This window comes from Paenibacillus sp. FSL K6-1330 (assembly GCF_037976825.1).
Taxonomy (GTDB): domain Bacteria; phylum Bacillota; class Bacilli; order Paenibacillales; family Paenibacillaceae; genus Paenibacillus_AQ.
The window spans coordinates 2,778,025-2,795,062 of record NZ_CP150269.1; the positions used below are offsets into that span (position 1 = coordinate 2,778,025).

Consider the following 17,038-nt stretch of genomic DNA (forward strand, 5'->3'; position numbering starts at 1 on the left):
AGGTTTTACAGATGAGTTGAGTTGAGAAGAGCTGAGGCATTTTAGGCAATAACATAATCGGGATTAAGGATGAACTTGATTTCATGATGAATAGTACAGCACGTTCACACGGCTGGTTACAAGCCTATTTCTTGTATCCGTCTAAGAACAACAGCCGCTGTAGTTTGTCGCTGAATAGTTGGAATTCCTTGACCGCGCTCTTTTTTCATAGACTTATTCTGAACGTTAACCTCTACTTCGGTAGAGGTTTTTTTGTTGTATACCATCAATTAAGGAGGGATTGACATGGCGAATCCATCAATGGAGCAAGTGGTGGCTATGGCAGGTGAATATAACCTGATTCCGGTAGCGATCAGACTGTTAGCCGACATGGAAACCCCGATTCGCATTTTTCAGCGGTATGCGGAACGGAAGCGGGCATTTTTACTTGAAAGCGTTGAGGGTGGAGTACAGTGGGCACGGTATTCGTTTATCGGAACAGACCCCTTCTTAATGATCACGGGTAAAAAAGGCAAGATCGAAATTGAAAGGAACGGAGAGCGTTCCCTGCTGAAAGGAAAGCCTGTCGAGGAGTTAAAGGCGCTCCTGCGAACGTACCGCAGCCCGCAGTTGAAGGAGATGCCACCTTTTACCGGAGGGGCAATCGGATTTTTCGGATATGACCTGCTCCAATATTATGAGAAGCTTCCGGCACATGCGATGGACGATCTCGGAATGGATGATATAAGGTTCATGTTTTGCGATCAAGTCATTGTCTTCGACCATGTGAAACAGCAGATCATGCTGGTTGGCAACGTACACGTGAAACCGGGTGATTCGGACGAAAACATTCGGCAAAGCTATCGGGATGTATGCCGTTCCTTGGAAGCAGCAGCCGAGCAGTTGCAAGAGCAGGGACCGCGGGAGAACGTGAACTCCAAAGGCATTCCAGCGGATGTTGATATGGGCGACATTAAATCCAATATGACAAAAGAGAAGTACCTCTCCAATGTGGAGCAAGCGAAGGAATACATTCGCGCAGGGGACATTTTTCAGGTGGTATTGTCCCAGCGCTTCCATATTGAGACCGAAGTATCGCCGCTTCACGTATACCGGGTGCTGAGAACGCTGAATCCTTCGCCGTATATGTATTACCTCAAAATGGACGACGACATTATCGTGGGCACATCCCCGGAAGCCCTGGTGAAGGTGGATGGACGAAGATTGGAAACTAGACCGATTGCAGGCACCAGGCCTAGAGGCAGCGATGAGGCCGAAGACCAGGCACTGGCCGATGATCTGCTGCAGGACGAGAAGGAACGCGCCGAGCATTTGATGCTGGTGGATCTGGGGCGTAATGACCTGGGCCGTGTGTCAGAGTTCGGCACGGTGAAGTGCGACACGTTCATGGAGATTGAAAAATACTCCCATGTGATGCATATGGTATCCAGCGTTTCGGGTCAGCTGAGTGAGGATAAGGATTTCTTCGATGCTTTTCTGTCCTGCTTGCCAGCAGGAACGGTATCCGGTGCTCCGAAACTAAGGGCCATGGAAATTATTGCGGAGCTAGAGCGGGAGGCTAGAGGCGCGTATGCCGGGGCCATCGGTTATCTCGGCTTTGGCGGCAATATGGATTCCTGCATTACGATCCGGACGATCATTTTCCGTCAGGGCAAAGCTTATGTTCAGGCGGGGGCAGGCATCGTATGGGACTCGGTACCGGAGAAGGAATATGAAGAAACCGTCAACAAAGCCAAAGGGATGCTGAAGGCGATCCGCGTCGCTGAAGCGATGTTCCCGTCCAGCAAGGATGCTAACGATTTAATTAATCAGGATTATCTGTACCAATACACACCTTAAACTGAAGGAGGAGAACGTAATGAACGTCATGGAAACGATGCAATCCAGCCTTACGAAGCTGATTCAAGGTCAAGATTTGAGCCGGGACGAAGCACGCGGGGTCATGCAGTCCATTATGGATGGCCAGGCAACCCATTCTCAAATCGGGGCGCTGCTTACTGCCCTGCGAATGAAGGGGGAGACAGTTGAAGAGATCACCGGCTTCGCCGAGGCGATGCGTGGTGCGGGCGGGCGCGTCGTTACCGAGCGGAACCAGCTGCTGGATACATGCGGCACAGGAGGATCCGGGATTCACAAGTTTAACATTTCTACCGTATCCGCCATTATCTCCTCCTCGGTTTCGGTCAGAGTGGCCAAACACGGCAACCGCTCGGCATCTGGACGGGCGGGCAGCGCCGATGTGCTGGAAGCGCTGGGCGTGAATATCCACTTGACGGCAGAGCAAGCGACAGCCTGTCTGAATGATATCGGAATCTGTTTCCTGTTTGCCCAGATCTATCATCCATCGATGAAATATGCGGCAGCTCCTCGCAAAGAGCTCGGGGTTCGAACCGTATTTAACATGCTGGGGCCTTTGACAAATCCGGCGGGCGCAGATCGGCAGATGCTCGGGATATACGACATGAACAAAACGGAAACCATCGCACAGGTGCTCAAGGAGCTTGGCTTAAAGCGTGCCATGGTGGTGACCAGCCATGATGGTTTGGATGAAATCAGCATTTCCGCGCCTACGCGAGTCTCCGAGCTCCGTGGCGGAGAAGTCCGTACTTATGATATTCATCCGCATGATCTGGGACTGTCAGTTCATCCGATGAGCGATATTCTGGGCGGTGATGCCAAAGAGAACGCAGCCATTATCGGATCGGTGCTGCGCGGTGAGCGCAATGCTTATCGGGATATCGTGCTTGCCAATGCCGGTGCCTGCATCTATGTGTCTGGGCTTGCGGATAGTTTGGCTGAAGGTGTGCAGCGCGCAGCGGGAGCCATCGATTCAGGGCTGGCTCAGTCTAAGCTGGAGCAGTTGATCTCAAGAACGGGGGAAATGAGTTATGTATCTTGATCGAATAGTCGAAACGAAGCGCAGGGAGGTTGCCCAACTGCGGGAAACATTCAGCATCTCGGAGGCCGAGAGGCAAATCGCGGATTTACCGCCGACTCTCGGTTTTGAGAAGGCGTTGTCCACGGGGCGTAAACGCAGCATGGGATTAATCGCCGAGGTGAAGAAGGCTTCGCCGTCCAAAGGGTTAATTCGTCCGGACTTTGACCCGATTATGATCGCCAAAGCTTATGAGGCAGCCGATGCCGATTGCCTATCCGTGTTGACCGACAAGGACTATTTCCAGGGCAGTGGAGAGTATTTGAAAGCGGTAAGGGCGGCTGTCAACATTCCTTTGCTGCGCAAGGATTTCATTATCGACGAGACTCAGATTTACGAAGCGCGCCTGTTAGGTGCGGACGCGGTTCTCTTGATCGCGAGCATACTGGAGCCTGAGCGGATCGCGGAGTTTATAGACATCGCCGGCTCTATTGGCTTGGATTGCCTGATTGAGGTCCATGATGGGCAGGAGCTGGAATCGGTTCTTAAGCTGGGAACAGCTCATCTTATCGGAATTAACAATCGCAATCTGCGGACCTTTGAAACATCGCTGCAGACAACGGCGGATATCGCGGCACAAGTTCCGCAGGGAGTTACGTTGATCAGCGAGAGCGGAATATCAGGCCCCGCCGATATTTCCTACTTGCATTACGTTGGGGCACATGGTGTTCTGGTAGGGGAGCATTTCATGCGCCAGCAAGATGTGTTCCGTGCAGTAAACGATCTGATGGGACCCTTGCCGATCGCTGCAGACATAGAATAAAGGGGATATTAAGTGATGAGTACGGCGCTAAAAATATGTGGACTTCAAAGCGTTGAAGTGCTAAAATCTATGATAAACTTACCTGTGGATTATATCGGATTCGTATTTGCCAAGAGCCGGCGGAAGGTATCGCCGCAGCAGGCTGCGCAGCTTATTCAAGTATTGCGGGGATGGGATCATGACATGATTCCCGCCGCCGTCGGCGTCTTGGTTAACCCTGATTTGAATGAGCTGGAAGAGCTTCTACGAGAAGCAGCGCTCGACGTCGTGCAGCTGCATGGTCAGGAATCGCCGCAATTTTGCCGGGAAGTGAAGGAGCGCTTCCCGGTTTCCGTTTTTAAGGCGGTATCGATCGAGAGTGACCGCTCGGAAGCGGAACGTCTGTCAGCACTTGATCCGTATGCAGGCAGCATCGACGGATTGCTGATCGACACGTACGATCCGGTATATGGCGGAGGGTCTGGTAAGACATTTGCCTGGGATCTCATCCCACCTTACCAGCAGTGGGCGAAACGGCAAGGGATCCCCTTGTTTGTAGCCGGCGGATTGGATTCGGATAATGTATCGCATTTAATAGGTCAATACGCTCCGTACGGCGTGGATGTATCCAGCGGCGTTGAGAGTGAACCTGGCGTGAAGGACATAAACAAAGTGATTGCATTCGTAGAAAGGGTGAAGGGGAAATGACACAGCTTCCTGATCGTAATGGACGTTTCGGAGTGTTTGGTGGCCGGTTCGTACCGGAAACACTCATGAACGCTTTAATAGAGCTTGAACAAGAGTATAACCGCTTTTCGGAGGATCCTGCGTTCAAAGAGGAGATTGCTTATTTGCTTAAACAGTATTCCGGACGGGAAACGCCGTTATATTATGCCGAGCGGCTCAGCAAACACCTCGGCAAGGCTAAAATTTATCTGAAGCGTGAGGATTTGAACCATACAGGTGCACACAAAATCAACAACGCCATTGCTCAGGGCGTGTTAGCCAAGCGTATGGGCAAAGGCAAGGTCATTGCCGAAACGGGAGCCGGACAGCATGGTGTTGCCACTGCAACCGTGGCCGCTCTGCTCGGTCTCGAATGCAAGGTGTTCATGGGCGAAGAGGATACCAAGCGGCAGCAGTTGAACGTATTCCGTATGAAAATGCTTGGAGCCGAAGTGATTCCGGTGACGTCGGGAAGCCGAACGCTGAAAGATGCCGGCAATGAGGCGCTTCGCTACTGGGTCAGCAACGTAGAGGATACCTTCTATGTACTTGGCTCCGCAGTAGGTCCGCATCCGTATCCGATGATGGTGCGGAACTTCCAGCGTATTATCGGTGACGAGACCCGCAAGCAGATTCTGGAGACGGAAGGAAGACTGCCCAACGTGATTCTTGCACCAATCGGTGGAGGGAGCAATGCGATCGGCATGTTCTACCCGTTCCTGGAAGATAAGGAAGTCGGTTTGATCGGTGTCGAAGCGGCTGGCAAAGGGGTAGATACCGATTTTCACGCGGCTACCATGTCCAAGGGGACCCATGGCGTCTTCCAGGGATCGATGAGTTATTTGCTACAGGATGAGTATGGACAGGTTCAGGAGGCGCATTCCATTTCTGCCGGACTTGATTATCCCGGCGTTGGACCTGAGCACTCCTACTTAAAAGATATTGAGCGTGTGCAGTATGTGCCTATAACCGACCAAGAGGCATTGGATGCCTTGCAGCTGCTATGCCGCACGGAAGGCATTATTCCTGCGCTGGAATCCGCGCATGCCGTAGCGCAAGCAGTAAAAATGGCGCCCGCGTGGACCGAAGACGATATCGTCGTCATTAATTTGTCCGGTCGCGGTGACAAGGACGTGGAGTCCATCATGGCTTACACGGGAGGGAAAACCGAATGAATCGAATTGACCAGACCTTTGCGTCGTTGAAACAACAAAACAAGACGGCATTGATTCCTTATTTGACCGTTGGGGATCCGGACGTGAAATCGACGCTCGATATCATTCATGAGCTTGAAATTGCAGGAGTCGATATTATCGAACTCGGTGTTCCTTATTCTGATCCCCTCGCCGATGGCCCGGTCATCCAGCGTGCTTCCGAGCGCGCCCTGAAGAGCAAGGTGACCATTCGCACTTGCATGGAGACTGCGCGCCTGGCGAGAGAACGGGGCAGTAAGCTGCCGTTCATCCTGTTTACCTATTACAATCCGGTTCTGCAGACCGGACTGGATGTTTTCTTTGAAGAAGTGGTAAGGAATGATATCAGCGGGCTGATTATTCCGGATCTGCCGGTGGAAGAATCCGCAGAGATTCGGAAACGGGCTCATGCTGCGGACGTTCATCTGATTCCGCTGGTGGCACCTACCTCACATGAGCGGATTGCGAGCATCGCTTCGGAAGCGACCGGCTTTGTGTATTGCGTATCCTCGCTTGGCGTGACAGGCGAACGCACCGATTTTTATTCGGGAGTGGAAGCCTTTCTTGAAACGGTGAAGCAGTACAGCAACGTGCCCATCGCGATTGGCTTTGGCATTTCGTCCGGGGAACAGGTTGCCAGATTCTCGAAAATTTGCGACGGCGTCGTTGTTGGCAGTGCCATCGTGCGTCAGATCGAATCGACGATTCCTCTTCTTGAGAAGGAAGAGACAAGACAGCAGGGACTTTTGCAAATCAGGGAGTTTGTGGCACAATTAAAAGGTTAGTGTTGTCCATAGCAGTTATGAAAGGTGAGGCGAATATCGTATGAAACCAAAAGCGCAAATTGTTAATCTTCCTGTATATCAACCGGGGAAGCCCATCGAAGAAGTCAAAAAAGAATTAGGCCTGGATGTTGTCATTAAACTGGCCTCCAACGAGAATCCATACGGCTGCTCGCCGCGAGCAATCGAAGCCATTACCGCTGAACTCGGTACGCTCAGCTTGTATCCGGATGGAAGTGCGGCTGATTTAACGGCAGAGCTTGCTGAGCAGCTTGGTATTGAACGCAATCAGATTATTTTCGGATGCGGATCCGATGAAATCATCGCCCTCATTATTCGGGCGTTCCTGGAGCCGGGAGACGAAACCATTATGGCCGATCAGACCTTTTCGGTGTATAAAACGAATGCGGATATCGAAGGCGCAACAAGCATTGAGGTACCTCTGGTTAACGGGAAGCATGATCTGCCGGGCATGGCCAAAGCCGTTACAGACAAAACCAAAATCATCTGGGTGTGCAATCCGAATAATCCGACCGGAACTATCGTTTCCGAAAGCGAGCTAGTATCTTTCTTAGATGAAGTCCCGGCTCACGTGATGGTTGTTCTCGATGAAGCTTATTTTGAATATGTAACGGACGCTTCGTATCCGGCCAGCATCAAGTTAATGGAACGTTATCCGAACTTGGTAATCCTGCGTACCTTCTCCAAAATATACGGCCTGGCTGCCCTTCGCATCGGCTACGGCATCGGGCAATCTGAGGTTATTTCCTTGATTAATCGGGTACGTGAGCCGTTTAATACAGGACGCCTGGCCCAAGTGGCGGCGAAGGCAGCCCTGAAAGATCAGGAATTCGTAGCTAAATGCCGTCAGTTGAATGCCGAGGGAATCACTTATGTCCAGCGGGAGTTTGATCGTCTTGGATTATCCTATTTCCCTGCGAACGGTAACTTTATCATGGTGGATGTGAAGAAGCCGGGCACCGAAGTGTTCAAGTCTCTGCTAAGTAAAGGCATTATCGTACGTCCGGGATTTGAAGTTTACCCGAACTACATTCGCGTAACCGTTGGCTCTGAAGAACAGAACAAGGCTTTCATCGGCGCATTGGAACAAGTGCTCCAGGAAGTGAATGCTCCAGCCTAATCTAATGACATAACAATAAATCGCAGCTTGAAACGAGTGAGAGAGAGAACATGACCATGCAAATTTCTATATTCGGCGTCGGCTTGATCGGCGGTTCGTTAGCATTAAATTTCAAAGGAAAACCAGGCATAACCGTGACCGGTTATGCCCACACGCAAGAGTATGCCGACCAGGTTATCGCCAAGGGCGTTGTCGATAAAGTTACGCTTTCGGTAGAAGAAGCTGCCCAGGGCGCGGACATTATATTTTTGTGTGTTCCGGTAGGAAGTCTCGAGATGTACATAAAACGTCTGAGTGAATTGCGGCTTAAAACCGGATGCATTATTACGGATGTAGGCAGTACCAAAGCGAGTATTGCCGAATGCGCATCACAACTTGCGCTGAAGGATGCCTACTTTATCGGAGGACATCCGATGGCTGGTTCGGAAAGATCCGGTGTAGGCGCTGCTTCCACCGTATTATTCGAGAATGCATATTATGTGCTTACTCCGCCGGATGAAGTCCCTCAGGAGAAGGTGGACGTACTCGTAGAGCTTCTATCGTATACGCGTGCACACATTGTAAAGGTGGAGCCGAGACTGCACGATGAGATTGTTGGAGCCATCAGTCATCTGCCTCATGTGATCGCAGTGGCTTTGGTGAACCAGATCAGCTCCTACAATGATGATAATCCGTTATACCGTACGCTGGCTGCAGGCGGCTTTCGGGATATTACCCGTATCGCTTCCAGTGACCCGGTCGTTTGGCGGGACATTCTATTAAATAACCGCAATGTCATGCTGCTGCTTTTACGAGACTGGAACGAAGGAATTCAGCGTTTCATGGATATGCTGGAGTCGAAGGACGGGCCAGCTATTGAAGAGGCCTTCCGCAGAGCGGGGGAATTCCGCAGCGTGCTCCCAGAGCGACGGAAGGGGATGATTGTATCCCAATACGATCTGTATCTGGACGTGCCTGACCATCCGGGTATCATCGGCCGCATAGCGACGGATTTGGGGACAAATAGCATCAACCTCAGCAACATGCAGATTATCGAGAGTCGGGAAGATGTGCCGGGCGTGATGCGGCTTTCCTTCCGCAATGAAATTGAGCAGGAGCGGGCTAAGGAGCTATTGTTGTCGCAAGGGCACTCGGTGTACCAGTAATTTTCCGGTTGTTTTTAAACAACCGGAAATAAATGCGTTTTCAGTGTTGACAAAATGAAAACGTATACATATAATAAAAGTACAGTATGGTTTCTCTCCACTCCTATCCAAAATATTGCACTGTGTGCAACCGCCTTCAATGTTGAAGGCGGATTTTTTTTGTCCTTTTTCCTATCAGTGGGAAATCTACTGCCACAAACCTGAACTTTTCTCCAATATGTGCTATAATGCTAGAGTGCTAGTGTAGAAGATTTGGGGAAATTGCCAAATACATAGAATAGTCAGACATCTTGAGGCGTAACTATATATGGTTTGACGGTACTTTTGCACAAATCCTTGATCATTGCATCCGTGGAGATGTATTGGACAGGGAAGAGGCACCGGATGGTGAAGGAGGAACGAAAAATCATATGACGGATTCCCAACTAATCCAAGAAATTAAGCAAGGCGACACCGAACTTTATTCCGAATTAATGCGGCGTTATCAGAGAAAAATATTAGCATTTGTCTATCATATGTTAAAAAGTTCGCACATGGAGCTTATGGCTGAAGATTTATGTTCGGAAACATTTTATAAGGCTTTCCGGAGCTTGCACTCATTCCGGGAAGTGGATGCATCCTTCTCGACCTGGCTCTATACGATTGCCCGCAACACCGTGCTCAGCGAATTGCGCAAGCATCGAAGCGGCACATTGCCGCTGGAGGAGAGCGGGGTCGTGCCAGTGGCTCCGATGGAAGTTGCTCCGGAGCAGGCCATACTACGCAGTGAACGAGTACATATGGTAAGGGAAGCAATAAATAATTTACCGGAGAAACAGAGGTCGGCGCTGATTCTTCGGGAGTATGATCAACTGGATTATCAGGAAATCGCAGATATTTTAGGTCAAAGTGTCAGTTCGGTTAAGTCGTTGTTGTTCAGAGCTCGCGGCAGTGTCAAAATTCAGCTCGAACCCTATTTTTATGAGCCGGTTTTTGAGGATCTGAGAGGGATGAAGAATAGATGACTTGCGATGAAGCCCAAGAGCTGATGGAAACTGTCTGGGATTTGCCGGACAATGATCTGCGGCGACAACGGCTGATCGCACATGTTCAAACCTGCAGCTCATGTGCAGCGGAGTACGAAATGTGGGTGGAAAGCCAGAACATGGTTCATGTTCTGGAGCATGAGATCCCCGACATGGACGCTGAACAGATCAACCGAAACGTGATGGACCGCATTTATCGTGATTTCCCGTGGCTGGTGGAGGAAACGTCTAAGAGTCGGGCGGTAAGCCGAGTGTTCCGCAAACGGCTGACACTTATGATTGCCGGTTTTTTGGCTCTGTTTGTATGCAGCTTCGTTTATTTTGCAGCGACTGGCAACCAGCCGAAGCCGGTTCCGGAAGCGGTAACGACAGGGATAATCCCTACAGGGGTGGCTGACACGGCCCAAACCCTGAACACTAAGGACGATTATAACATTCCGAAAACCAACAGCGGCATTATTGATCCTTTTGTGGTTGATATGAGTCCGACTCAGCCAGAATATTGGATGATACTATCCTTATTGGGCATCGGATTCGCCATGTTTTTCCTGAAGAAGTTAAATCGGGTCCGAAGATAAAAAGTGGTTAGGATGGAGGAGATGCGGCATGCAAATCGGCTTGGTTCGTCATGGATTAACGGATTGGAATGCGTTAGGCAAAATCCAAGGTCAAACGGACATTCCACTGAATGAGGAAGGCCGTCGTCAAGCGCGTTTGCTTGGGGAAAGACTTCTGCAAGAGCCTTACCGATGGGACTTTGCGGTTAGCAGCGGACTTTCCCGTGCTGAGGAAACAGCAAAGATCATCTCGTCCATGCTGAACATTCCATTGATACCACCGGATAATCGTTTGCGCGAGCGCAAGTACGGTCAGGTGGAAGGGTTGACAGCGGAAGAGCGTGAATCGCGGTTTGGTGCCGATTGGCACCTGCTCGATTTGGGACAGGAGACGGATCTGGAGCTTCAATCCAGGGGGCTTGTCTTTCTGGATGATATGTGGCATAAACACCCGGATGCCAATATTCTGGTTGTCAGCCACGGTGGTTTTTTAGCGCAGCTATATAAGCTGGTGTGCCGCGGCGTCCTGAGCGAGCGGATCGGCAATCTGTCGCTCACCGTCCTGGAGAGAAAAGATGATGACTGGTCTCCCTTGCTGTTTAACTGTACCAAACATCTGTTGACAAAACAGTCGTAGCATGGAGCTTCATGAATAGTAAAAAGAGCCTTCCCGCGGGAAGGCTCTTTTTGTATCTATACTGGCGGTAGCTGACGGCCTCTTACTATATAGTCACACACGAATCGGTCAGTTCAAAATACCACTCCAGGAAGGAGTTAAAGCTTTCCCATTGCGATTTCAATTTACCAGCAAAAAAATCCTCCATCGGCTGGCCCAATCCTAAGCCTAACACTTCGTCTGCGTTCTTATTATAAAAAAAGCCGAACTCTCCTTCAAAGCTATCCAACGGAATATATTCTTCAGGCAGGTTTAAAACGACATGAGTTCTATCCACGCCTAACATATAATCCGAAGAATTGATCATAAACCAACAAATCTGATAAATTTCACATCGTCTACTATAGAAAGTCGGACCATCCTCTGCATGCAAATAAAACGCAGCAAAATCTGAACTCAAATCGATGCCTAACTTTACTAATGCGTGTTCATACTCCTCTGCAATGTCTTCAAACCACCAGTTTTTGCTTTTGCAATAATGGATCACTTTTTCCGATAGCATCTTGACTGCTCCTCCGATATAAAATAAACGATCAGAATGGTTTCCTAAGCATATCACATCGCCTTTTCTATCGTTGTTCGTATCTTGCTAAATTACGCTTTATAAGTCATTCGGGTACAGTCGATAAAATGGATAACTATATAGGACAAAGTTTTACGCTTCTGCTATTATAATAAACCGATGCTGCTGCACTTCGAAGTAGCCCTTCGTTCGGATAACCTGATGAACCTGATATAAAGGTTCGAGGTGGCGTTCCACCGTAAAATCAGGAATCTGCCAAGGGATCGCCTGTAGGTAATAGATCAGTGCACCGATGTCGTAAAACCGCTGCGGTGAAAAGTCCTCCCGGCTGAAGGTGACGTTGAAACCGTGGTCCTGCAGCTCTTGAACAGCGGTTCCCAGATTCCAATGAGCGAACTCTTCATTCAAGGGAACGCCAAACCACTCGTTGATGCCATAACAGTCGGTTCCTCCGGATTGCTGGGTTACGAACACGCCATGATCGTTTAGAATTCTTTTGATTTCCGCCACGGAATAGGATTCATGCTGATTGATGATCAGATCAAAAAAATGATCCTTTAACGGAAGTGAGGAATCTTCTTCAAAATAGACAACCTTTACGCCAAGCGGTTCAAGTTTTTGCTGTGCAATCGGTACGTTTGGTTTATAGCCTTCGGTTGCATAGACCGTTTCCGGCAGTGGCTGGAGGGAGGATAAGAACTCTCCTCCGCCCGTACCCATGTCCAGCATCGTAGCGGCATTTCGCATCAACGGAATTACCATGCTGCCCAAAGACCAGGGGAGAGCATGGGACTGCATGCGGCCTGAAGCCGTAATTCGTGAGAAGTCCCATCCTGAAAATTGTTGATCCATATCTTGAATAAAGGCCATAAATTCTGCTTCTTTTATCATTTCACATATCCTCCAAGCTTTTATAATGAATGGTACTTTCATTTTTATAAAAAGCTCTTAAGGGAGGCCCTCGAATTCGATTTGCACCTAGTTATATCTCATGTTCTGGAGTTCTCATGATTTTATTCCTCCTGTAGTGATTGAATAATTCCTTCATATAAAGCGGTTTTTTATTTGATTTAGATGTAATACATTATATGTAAATTCTCTGCAACACTTAGTAAGTATTCTATCATTTAATAAGAGAGCATAGTCATTTCTATATACAAAAAAACAAAAAAATATTTCGTTAAACCGAAGCGTATCAGGTATCAAATGTCTCAAACCTTCCCATAATGGTTGTAAAACGGCGAGGCGATGGAAGATGAATCTAGCGGATATGCTCACATATGCCGATATTGGACAGCTTAGCAATATAGCGAATCACTATGATTGTGACGCTAAGCGGAATTCAAAGCACGAACTGATCCAGAGTATTCTGTCCAAGCTCGGACGCAGAGAGTTTTTCGAGGAGCAGGTCAGCAGCTTGTCACCAAGCGATTTGCGTTTTCTGAACAACCTGGCATTTGACACTCGAACAGGCTACAGTCTGGAAGAATTGACGGCTGCGATCCGTCATGCGGCGGAATTGGAGGAGAAGGATGATCAAGCCTCTTCAAACAAGAAAGCTGCCGCCGCCAAAACGGAAAGTCCGCGTGAGGCGGTCGCACGTTATCGCCGAAGCGGCTGGTTGTTTAACGGTTTTACCCATTCCACCAAGTATTTGTTTCAAGTGCCATCGGATTTGAAGGAGCGGTTTCGTGACGTGCTTCGGGAGCGGCTTCATCAAAATCTGCAGCGATTAAGTGATGACCCGGAAGCGTACCGGGATGAGCAGGGACTAGCCGCAGAAGATCTCATGCTGATTCTTAAATATGTCGGCAGACATGATATTGAGTTGAATCAGGAAGGATTTATGTATAGGCGAAATCAGCAGCAGCTCATGAGTACGCTGCATATAACGGAACCGCCCATTACCAAGGGATCATGGCGGTTCGGGTATGGCCGCTCTTGCATTGAATATCCCGACCGGTTTGCGCTGCTGTACGATTATGCTTACGCTAAAAAATGGATCAGGGAAAACAATGCCCGGTTGATCCTCACCGAAAGTGGAACTGCGTTTATGGAGGAAGGAAATCAAGTTAGCGTGATACAGATATTCCGCTTTTGGTTAAGACTTTATAAAGGCGCAATTCCCAATATCTCTTCTCTTGTATACTGGATCAGTCAATGCGCAAGAGATTGGGTCACCGCAGCCTCTCTTTACGAATCGCTGGGCTGGCTAATCCGTCCTTTCTATTATGACAGTCCGCAAAATATTTTGGAGCAGCGGATTATCCGTATGCTAATGCATTTGGGGATGCTCAGAATAGGGGAGAGTCAGAGCATGGGAACTTCGTACAAAATGACCGCGCTTGGCCTCAAGGCCGCGGAAGCCGGCATACATATCAGCGATTCGAAAGATTTGATCCTCTAGCATGGTTGTTTGGTTACATTTATTTGCAGCAGCCGTAAAAATTTTTGAAAGTAAAGTATTTAAAGGGAAAGAATATAAGGTATACGCAAATTTAGTTTGGAGGTGCATCCTAATGGATAAGATGAAGGTTACTTACGAGGTTATGTTAGGTCTGGCGGCCGAAATGGTGTGGGACGAAGCATTGCGCAAGCATCGGAGTGAAGAGCTGTATAAAGAAATTGATGAAGCGCTGGCTTCCGGCGACGAAGTGGCTTTCCGAAACCTGACGGATGAACTGAGGACTTTGAATTGAAGAAATGCTTCAGCGCATTTCTTCTTTTTTTTGCTTTACCCGTCCTTCCACTCGTATAATGATAACAAAATGATGATGAGTGAGCAGAAAGGATGTACCTTGCATGAAATTTAGTGAAGTAGACGAGCAGACTTGGCCGGAACTAAAACCTTTTTTGGATACGTGCCTCATTCCGTTTACCGGATTATCGGGTTCGGAAACGCCATGGGAGGCTACAGCTGCGCTTGAACGGCTGCGGGATTTTATGGATTTGGCAGAAATTCCGTTTAAGGGAAGATTGGTTACATATCCTGCTATACAATATGGAAATACTGAAGATATAAAGCTTCTAAATGAAGTTTGTCACAATGTCAAATTGATCGGGTTTAAATTTGTTGTTATCATGACAGCGGATGTTGAGCTCTCTAAAGAGGATGTGCCTGAAAGTACGCTTGTACTGTCCCGGCGCAGGTTGGAAGGCAATGAAGGTATCCCCCTCTCAGCCACCGTTTCCGGACAAATCAGTGAAATGTGGCAGCAGGAAAGCTAAGTTCAAATGTGACAAAAAACCAACAATTTGCGAAAGGGCTATTGGAAGCGAACCCAAATTTGGGGTTCAAATTCTTGACGGTCTTGGGTGCCTAAGATATTATTAGTATGTCCTAGTAAGTCGTGTGATTTTAATCATTGATGACACTTAAGAACGGTTGACAAAGGGGGTTGAACACAGAATGAGCAGCAACCACAATGACGAGCATGAAGAATCGCACAATCCACCCCGACAGAAAGAGATGTCCCGCAGACAATTTCTTACATACACGTTGGGCGGTGCCACAGCTTATATGGCTGCTGGAGTAGTTTTGCCAATGCTTCGCTTTGCCGTTGATCCGATTCTTCAAAATAAAGAAGAAGGGTCTTTTGTAAAGGTCGCGGAAGAGAGCAAAATTACTAACGATCCACAGGAATTCCATTTTGAGCTCAAACAGCAGGACGGCTGGTACAACAGTACAGCTACTTTGACGGCGTGGATTCGTAAGAACGATCAGGGTGAAATTGTAGCGCTTTCACCAATTTGTAAGCATTTGGGATGCCTTGTTGGATGGAATAACAACAAAAATTTCCCTGATGAATACCACTGCCCTTGCCACGGTGCGCGTTATACACCGGACGGTAAGAACCTGGCAGTCGCGCCGAAGCCGCTTGACCAGTACGAGACGAAAATCGAGAACGGCTGGATTTACCTCGGCGCCATCGTGCCAAATACCGTAGTTAAATAGGAGGCGTAGATTCAGATGTTGAAGAATGTCTACAACTGGATTGATGAACGTCTCGATATCACGCCGATTTGGAGAGACGTTGCAGATCACGAGGTACCGGAACACGTAAACCCGGCGCATCATTTCTCCGCGTTTGTGTACTGTTTCGGCGGCTTGACGTTTTTTATCACAGTCATCCAGATTCTGTCGGGGATGTTCCTGACGATGTATTATGTACCGGATATCATAAACGCTTACAACAGTGTTGAGTACCTGCAAACACAGGTAGCCTTCGGACAAATTGTCCGCGGCATGCATCACTGGGGCGCCAGCTTGGTAATCGTGATGATGTTCTTGCATACGATGCGCGTGTTCTTCACAGGCTCTTACAAAGCGCCGCGTGAAATGAACTGGGTCGTTGGTATGCTCATTTTCTTTGTTATGCTCGGTCTTGGTTTGACAGGTTACCTGCTGCCATGGGATAACAAAGCTTACTTCGCTACAAAAGTTACATTGGAGATTGCGAACTCCGTACCTTGGCTGGGACCTATCATTAAAGAATTGCTGCAAGGCGGTACGATCGTAGGTGCCGAAACGTTGACGCGTTTCTTCGCGATTCACGTATTCTTCCTTCCGGCTGTCCTTCTTGCTCTATTGGTAGGACACTTTATCATGATCCGCAGACAAGGTATTTCCGGTCCACTATAAGAAGAAGGGAGGCGCATATTTATGGCACATGGTCATAAATCTGATGAGAAAGTAGTTTATGTCGGCGATTCGCGTGTGAAAAAAGGCAGCGGTTGGGTTACGCCGCCGGATTACACCGCTTATCCCGGCAAATCAGAAGCGTTCATTCCTAACTTCTTGTTGAAGGAATGGATGGTTGGTGTAGTTGTATTGGTCGGTTTCCTTGTGCTGACCATCTCGGAGCCGGCTCCGCTCGGTTATCCGGCGGATCCGGGAGCTTCTGTAATCCCGATGCCGGACTGGTACTTCCTGTTCCTGTATGAATACCTGAAGCTTCCATACGCTTCCGGTGATTATGTAGTACTGGGTACCCTTGGCGTTTCGGGCGTTGCCTTTGGCGCATTGCTCCTAGTTCCTTTCCTTGATACGGGGAAAGAGCGACGCTTCTACAAGCGCCCTATTACTTCTGCCCTTATGATTCTGTCGTTATTTGCAGTTATCTATCTGACAAATGCAGCATGGACCCACTATGTGCATGAGCTGGAAGCGACTGGACAGAAGCCTGAGCATATCCAGCGTGAAGAAGAGGCGGAAGAGAAACATGCAGCTGGTCTACCAACGACTAGTGGCAAGCAGGCTGAAGACAGTGTTGTAGCGATCGTTGATAAGGATAATCCCGCGATGGAAACCTTTAAAACAGCTACCTGTATTTCTTGTCATGCTGCAGATTTGAAAGGGGCATCTGGACCGTCGCTTCGCGGTGTCGGGGATACCCACACGAAAGAAGAGATCGTGGCTATTATTGCAAATGGTCAAGGCGGCATGCCGGCTATGAAAGACACGGCGCTTGCGGCTGGTGTCACCGAAGAACAACTTGATCAGTTGGCTGATTGGCTTGCAAGCCAAAAGGCAGAAGCAGCTGCAGAGTAAGATGCATAGAAGAACCTGACCGAATGCGGTCAGGTTCTTTTT

19 protein-coding genes are annotated in these 17,038 nt (G+C 48.7%); 17 read left to right on the forward strand and 2 right to left on the reverse strand.

The window, feature by feature from the left end; translation table 11 throughout:
- Positions 1 to 285 precede the first annotated feature (285 nt).
- From trpE to NYE54_RS12660, 11 genes are all read left to right on the forward strand, one after another.
- Positions 286 to 1,839, forward strand: coding sequence for an anthranilate synthase component I (gene trpE, locus NYE54_RS12610; protein ID WP_339272159.1), 1,554 nt, complete (start codon positions 286 to 288; stop codon positions 1,837 to 1,839).
- Between the two features lie 19 nt (positions 1,840 to 1,858).
- Positions 1,859 to 2,899: an anthranilate phosphoribosyltransferase gene (gene trpD, locus NYE54_RS12615; protein ID WP_339272160.1), complete on the forward strand. Its 1,041-nt coding sequence runs from the start codon at positions 1,859 to 1,861 to the stop codon at positions 2,897 to 2,899.
- The gene (trpC, locus tag NYE54_RS12620; RefSeq protein ID WP_339272161.1) at positions 2,889 to 3,698 is read left to right on the forward strand and encodes an indole-3-glycerol phosphate synthase TrpC; all 810 of its coding nucleotides are present in this window, start codon (positions 2,889 to 2,891) and stop codon (positions 3,696 to 3,698) included. Before trpD ends, trpC begins: the two co-directional genes overlap by 11 nt.
- A 12-nt stretch (positions 3,699 to 3,710) precedes the next feature.
- Positions 3,711 to 4,385 (forward strand): phosphoribosylanthranilate isomerase, encoded by a 675-nt coding sequence (locus NYE54_RS12625; RefSeq protein WP_076320972.1) that lies wholly within the window; start codon positions 3,711 to 3,713, stop codon positions 4,383 to 4,385.
- Entirely contained in the window at positions 4,382 to 5,578 is a 1,197-nt protein-coding gene (trpB, locus tag NYE54_RS12630; RefSeq protein WP_076320973.1) for a tryptophan synthase subunit beta, read from the forward strand. The genes NYE54_RS12625 and trpB overlap by 4 nt, the downstream gene beginning before the upstream one ends.
- Complete coding sequence (trpA, locus tag NYE54_RS12635; RefSeq protein ID WP_076320974.1) at positions 5,575 to 6,381, forward strand: tryptophan synthase subunit alpha; 807 nt, start codon at positions 5,575 to 5,577, stop codon at positions 6,379 to 6,381. The genes trpB and trpA overlap by 4 nt, the downstream gene beginning before the upstream one ends.
- 40 nt (positions 6,382 to 6,421) lie before the next feature.
- Entirely contained in the window at positions 6,422 to 7,519 is a 1,098-nt protein-coding gene (gene hisC / locus NYE54_RS12640) for a histidinol-phosphate transaminase (protein WP_339272163.1), read from the forward strand.
- Positions 7,520 to 7,575: 56 nt separating this feature from the next.
- On the forward strand, positions 7,576 to 8,664 hold the full coding sequence (locus tag NYE54_RS12645) for a prephenate dehydrogenase (protein ID WP_339273480.1): 1,089 nt from the start codon (positions 7,576 to 7,578) through the stop codon (positions 8,662 to 8,664).
- Positions 8,665 to 9,074: 410 nt separating this feature from the next.
- Complete coding sequence (locus tag NYE54_RS12650) at positions 9,075 to 9,668, forward strand: sigma-70 family RNA polymerase sigma factor (protein WP_339272164.1); 594 nt, start codon at positions 9,075 to 9,077, stop codon at positions 9,666 to 9,668.
- The gene (locus NYE54_RS12655; RefSeq protein WP_076320977.1) at positions 9,665 to 10,267 is read left to right on the forward strand and encodes a zf-HC2 domain-containing protein; all 603 of its coding nucleotides are present in this window, start codon (positions 9,665 to 9,667) and stop codon (positions 10,265 to 10,267) included. The genes NYE54_RS12650 and NYE54_RS12655 overlap by 4 nt, the downstream gene beginning before the upstream one ends.
- Positions 10,268 to 10,295: 28 nt before the next feature.
- Positions 10,296 to 10,883, forward strand: a complete 588-nt coding sequence (locus NYE54_RS12660; protein WP_339272166.1) for a histidine phosphatase family protein — start codon at positions 10,296 to 10,298, stop codon at positions 10,881 to 10,883.
- An 85-nt stretch (positions 10,884 to 10,968) separates the two neighbouring features.
- Here the strand turns inward: NYE54_RS12660 and NYE54_RS12665 are convergent, their stop codons facing one another.
- Positions 10,969 to 11,424, reverse strand: a complete 456-nt coding sequence (locus NYE54_RS12665) for a hypothetical protein (protein WP_339272167.1) — start codon at positions 11,422 to 11,424, stop codon at positions 10,969 to 10,971.
- A gap of 153 nt (positions 11,425 to 11,577) precedes the next feature.
- Complete coding sequence (locus NYE54_RS12670) at positions 11,578 to 12,336, reverse strand: class I SAM-dependent methyltransferase (RefSeq protein ID WP_339272169.1); 759 nt, start codon at positions 12,334 to 12,336, stop codon at positions 11,578 to 11,580.
- A 364-nt stretch (positions 12,337 to 12,700) separates the two neighbouring features.
- Between NYE54_RS12670 and NYE54_RS12675 the strand changes: the two genes are divergently transcribed.
- The 6 genes from NYE54_RS12675 to NYE54_RS12700 all read left to right on the forward strand — a co-directional run bounded on the left by NYE54_RS12675 (position 12,701) and on the right by NYE54_RS12700 (position 16,996).
- Positions 12,701 to 13,852 carry a hypothetical protein gene (locus NYE54_RS12675; RefSeq protein ID WP_339272171.1) on the forward strand — a complete coding sequence of 384 codons (1,152 nt, stop codon included), beginning with the start codon at positions 12,701 to 12,703 and terminating at the stop codon, positions 13,850 to 13,852.
- 112 nt (positions 13,853 to 13,964) lie between these two features.
- On the forward strand, positions 13,965 to 14,144 hold the full coding sequence (locus NYE54_RS12680; RefSeq protein ID WP_006209497.1) for an IDEAL domain-containing protein: 180 nt from the start codon (positions 13,965 to 13,967) through the stop codon (positions 14,142 to 14,144).
- A 103-nt stretch (positions 14,145 to 14,247) separates the two neighbouring features.
- Positions 14,248 to 14,673 carry a DUF2487 family protein gene (locus NYE54_RS12685; protein WP_339272173.1) on the forward strand — a complete coding sequence of 142 codons (426 nt, stop codon included), beginning with the start codon at positions 14,248 to 14,250 and terminating at the stop codon, positions 14,671 to 14,673.
- A gap of 181 nt (positions 14,674 to 14,854) precedes the next feature.
- The gene (locus tag NYE54_RS12690; RefSeq protein WP_015734548.1) at positions 14,855 to 15,400 is read left to right on the forward strand and encodes a ubiquinol-cytochrome c reductase iron-sulfur subunit; all 546 of its coding nucleotides are present in this window, start codon (positions 14,855 to 14,857) and stop codon (positions 15,398 to 15,400) included.
- 15 nt (positions 15,401 to 15,415) lie between these two features.
- Positions 15,416 to 16,087, forward strand: a complete 672-nt coding sequence (locus NYE54_RS12695) for a cytochrome b6 (RefSeq protein ID WP_006209500.1) — start codon at positions 15,416 to 15,418, stop codon at positions 16,085 to 16,087.
- Between the two features lie 21 nt (positions 16,088 to 16,108).
- Positions 16,109 to 16,996, forward strand: coding sequence for a c-type cytochrome (locus NYE54_RS12700; RefSeq protein WP_339272175.1), 888 nt, complete (start codon positions 16,109 to 16,111; stop codon positions 16,994 to 16,996).
- Positions 16,997 to 17,038 lie beyond the last annotated feature (42 nt).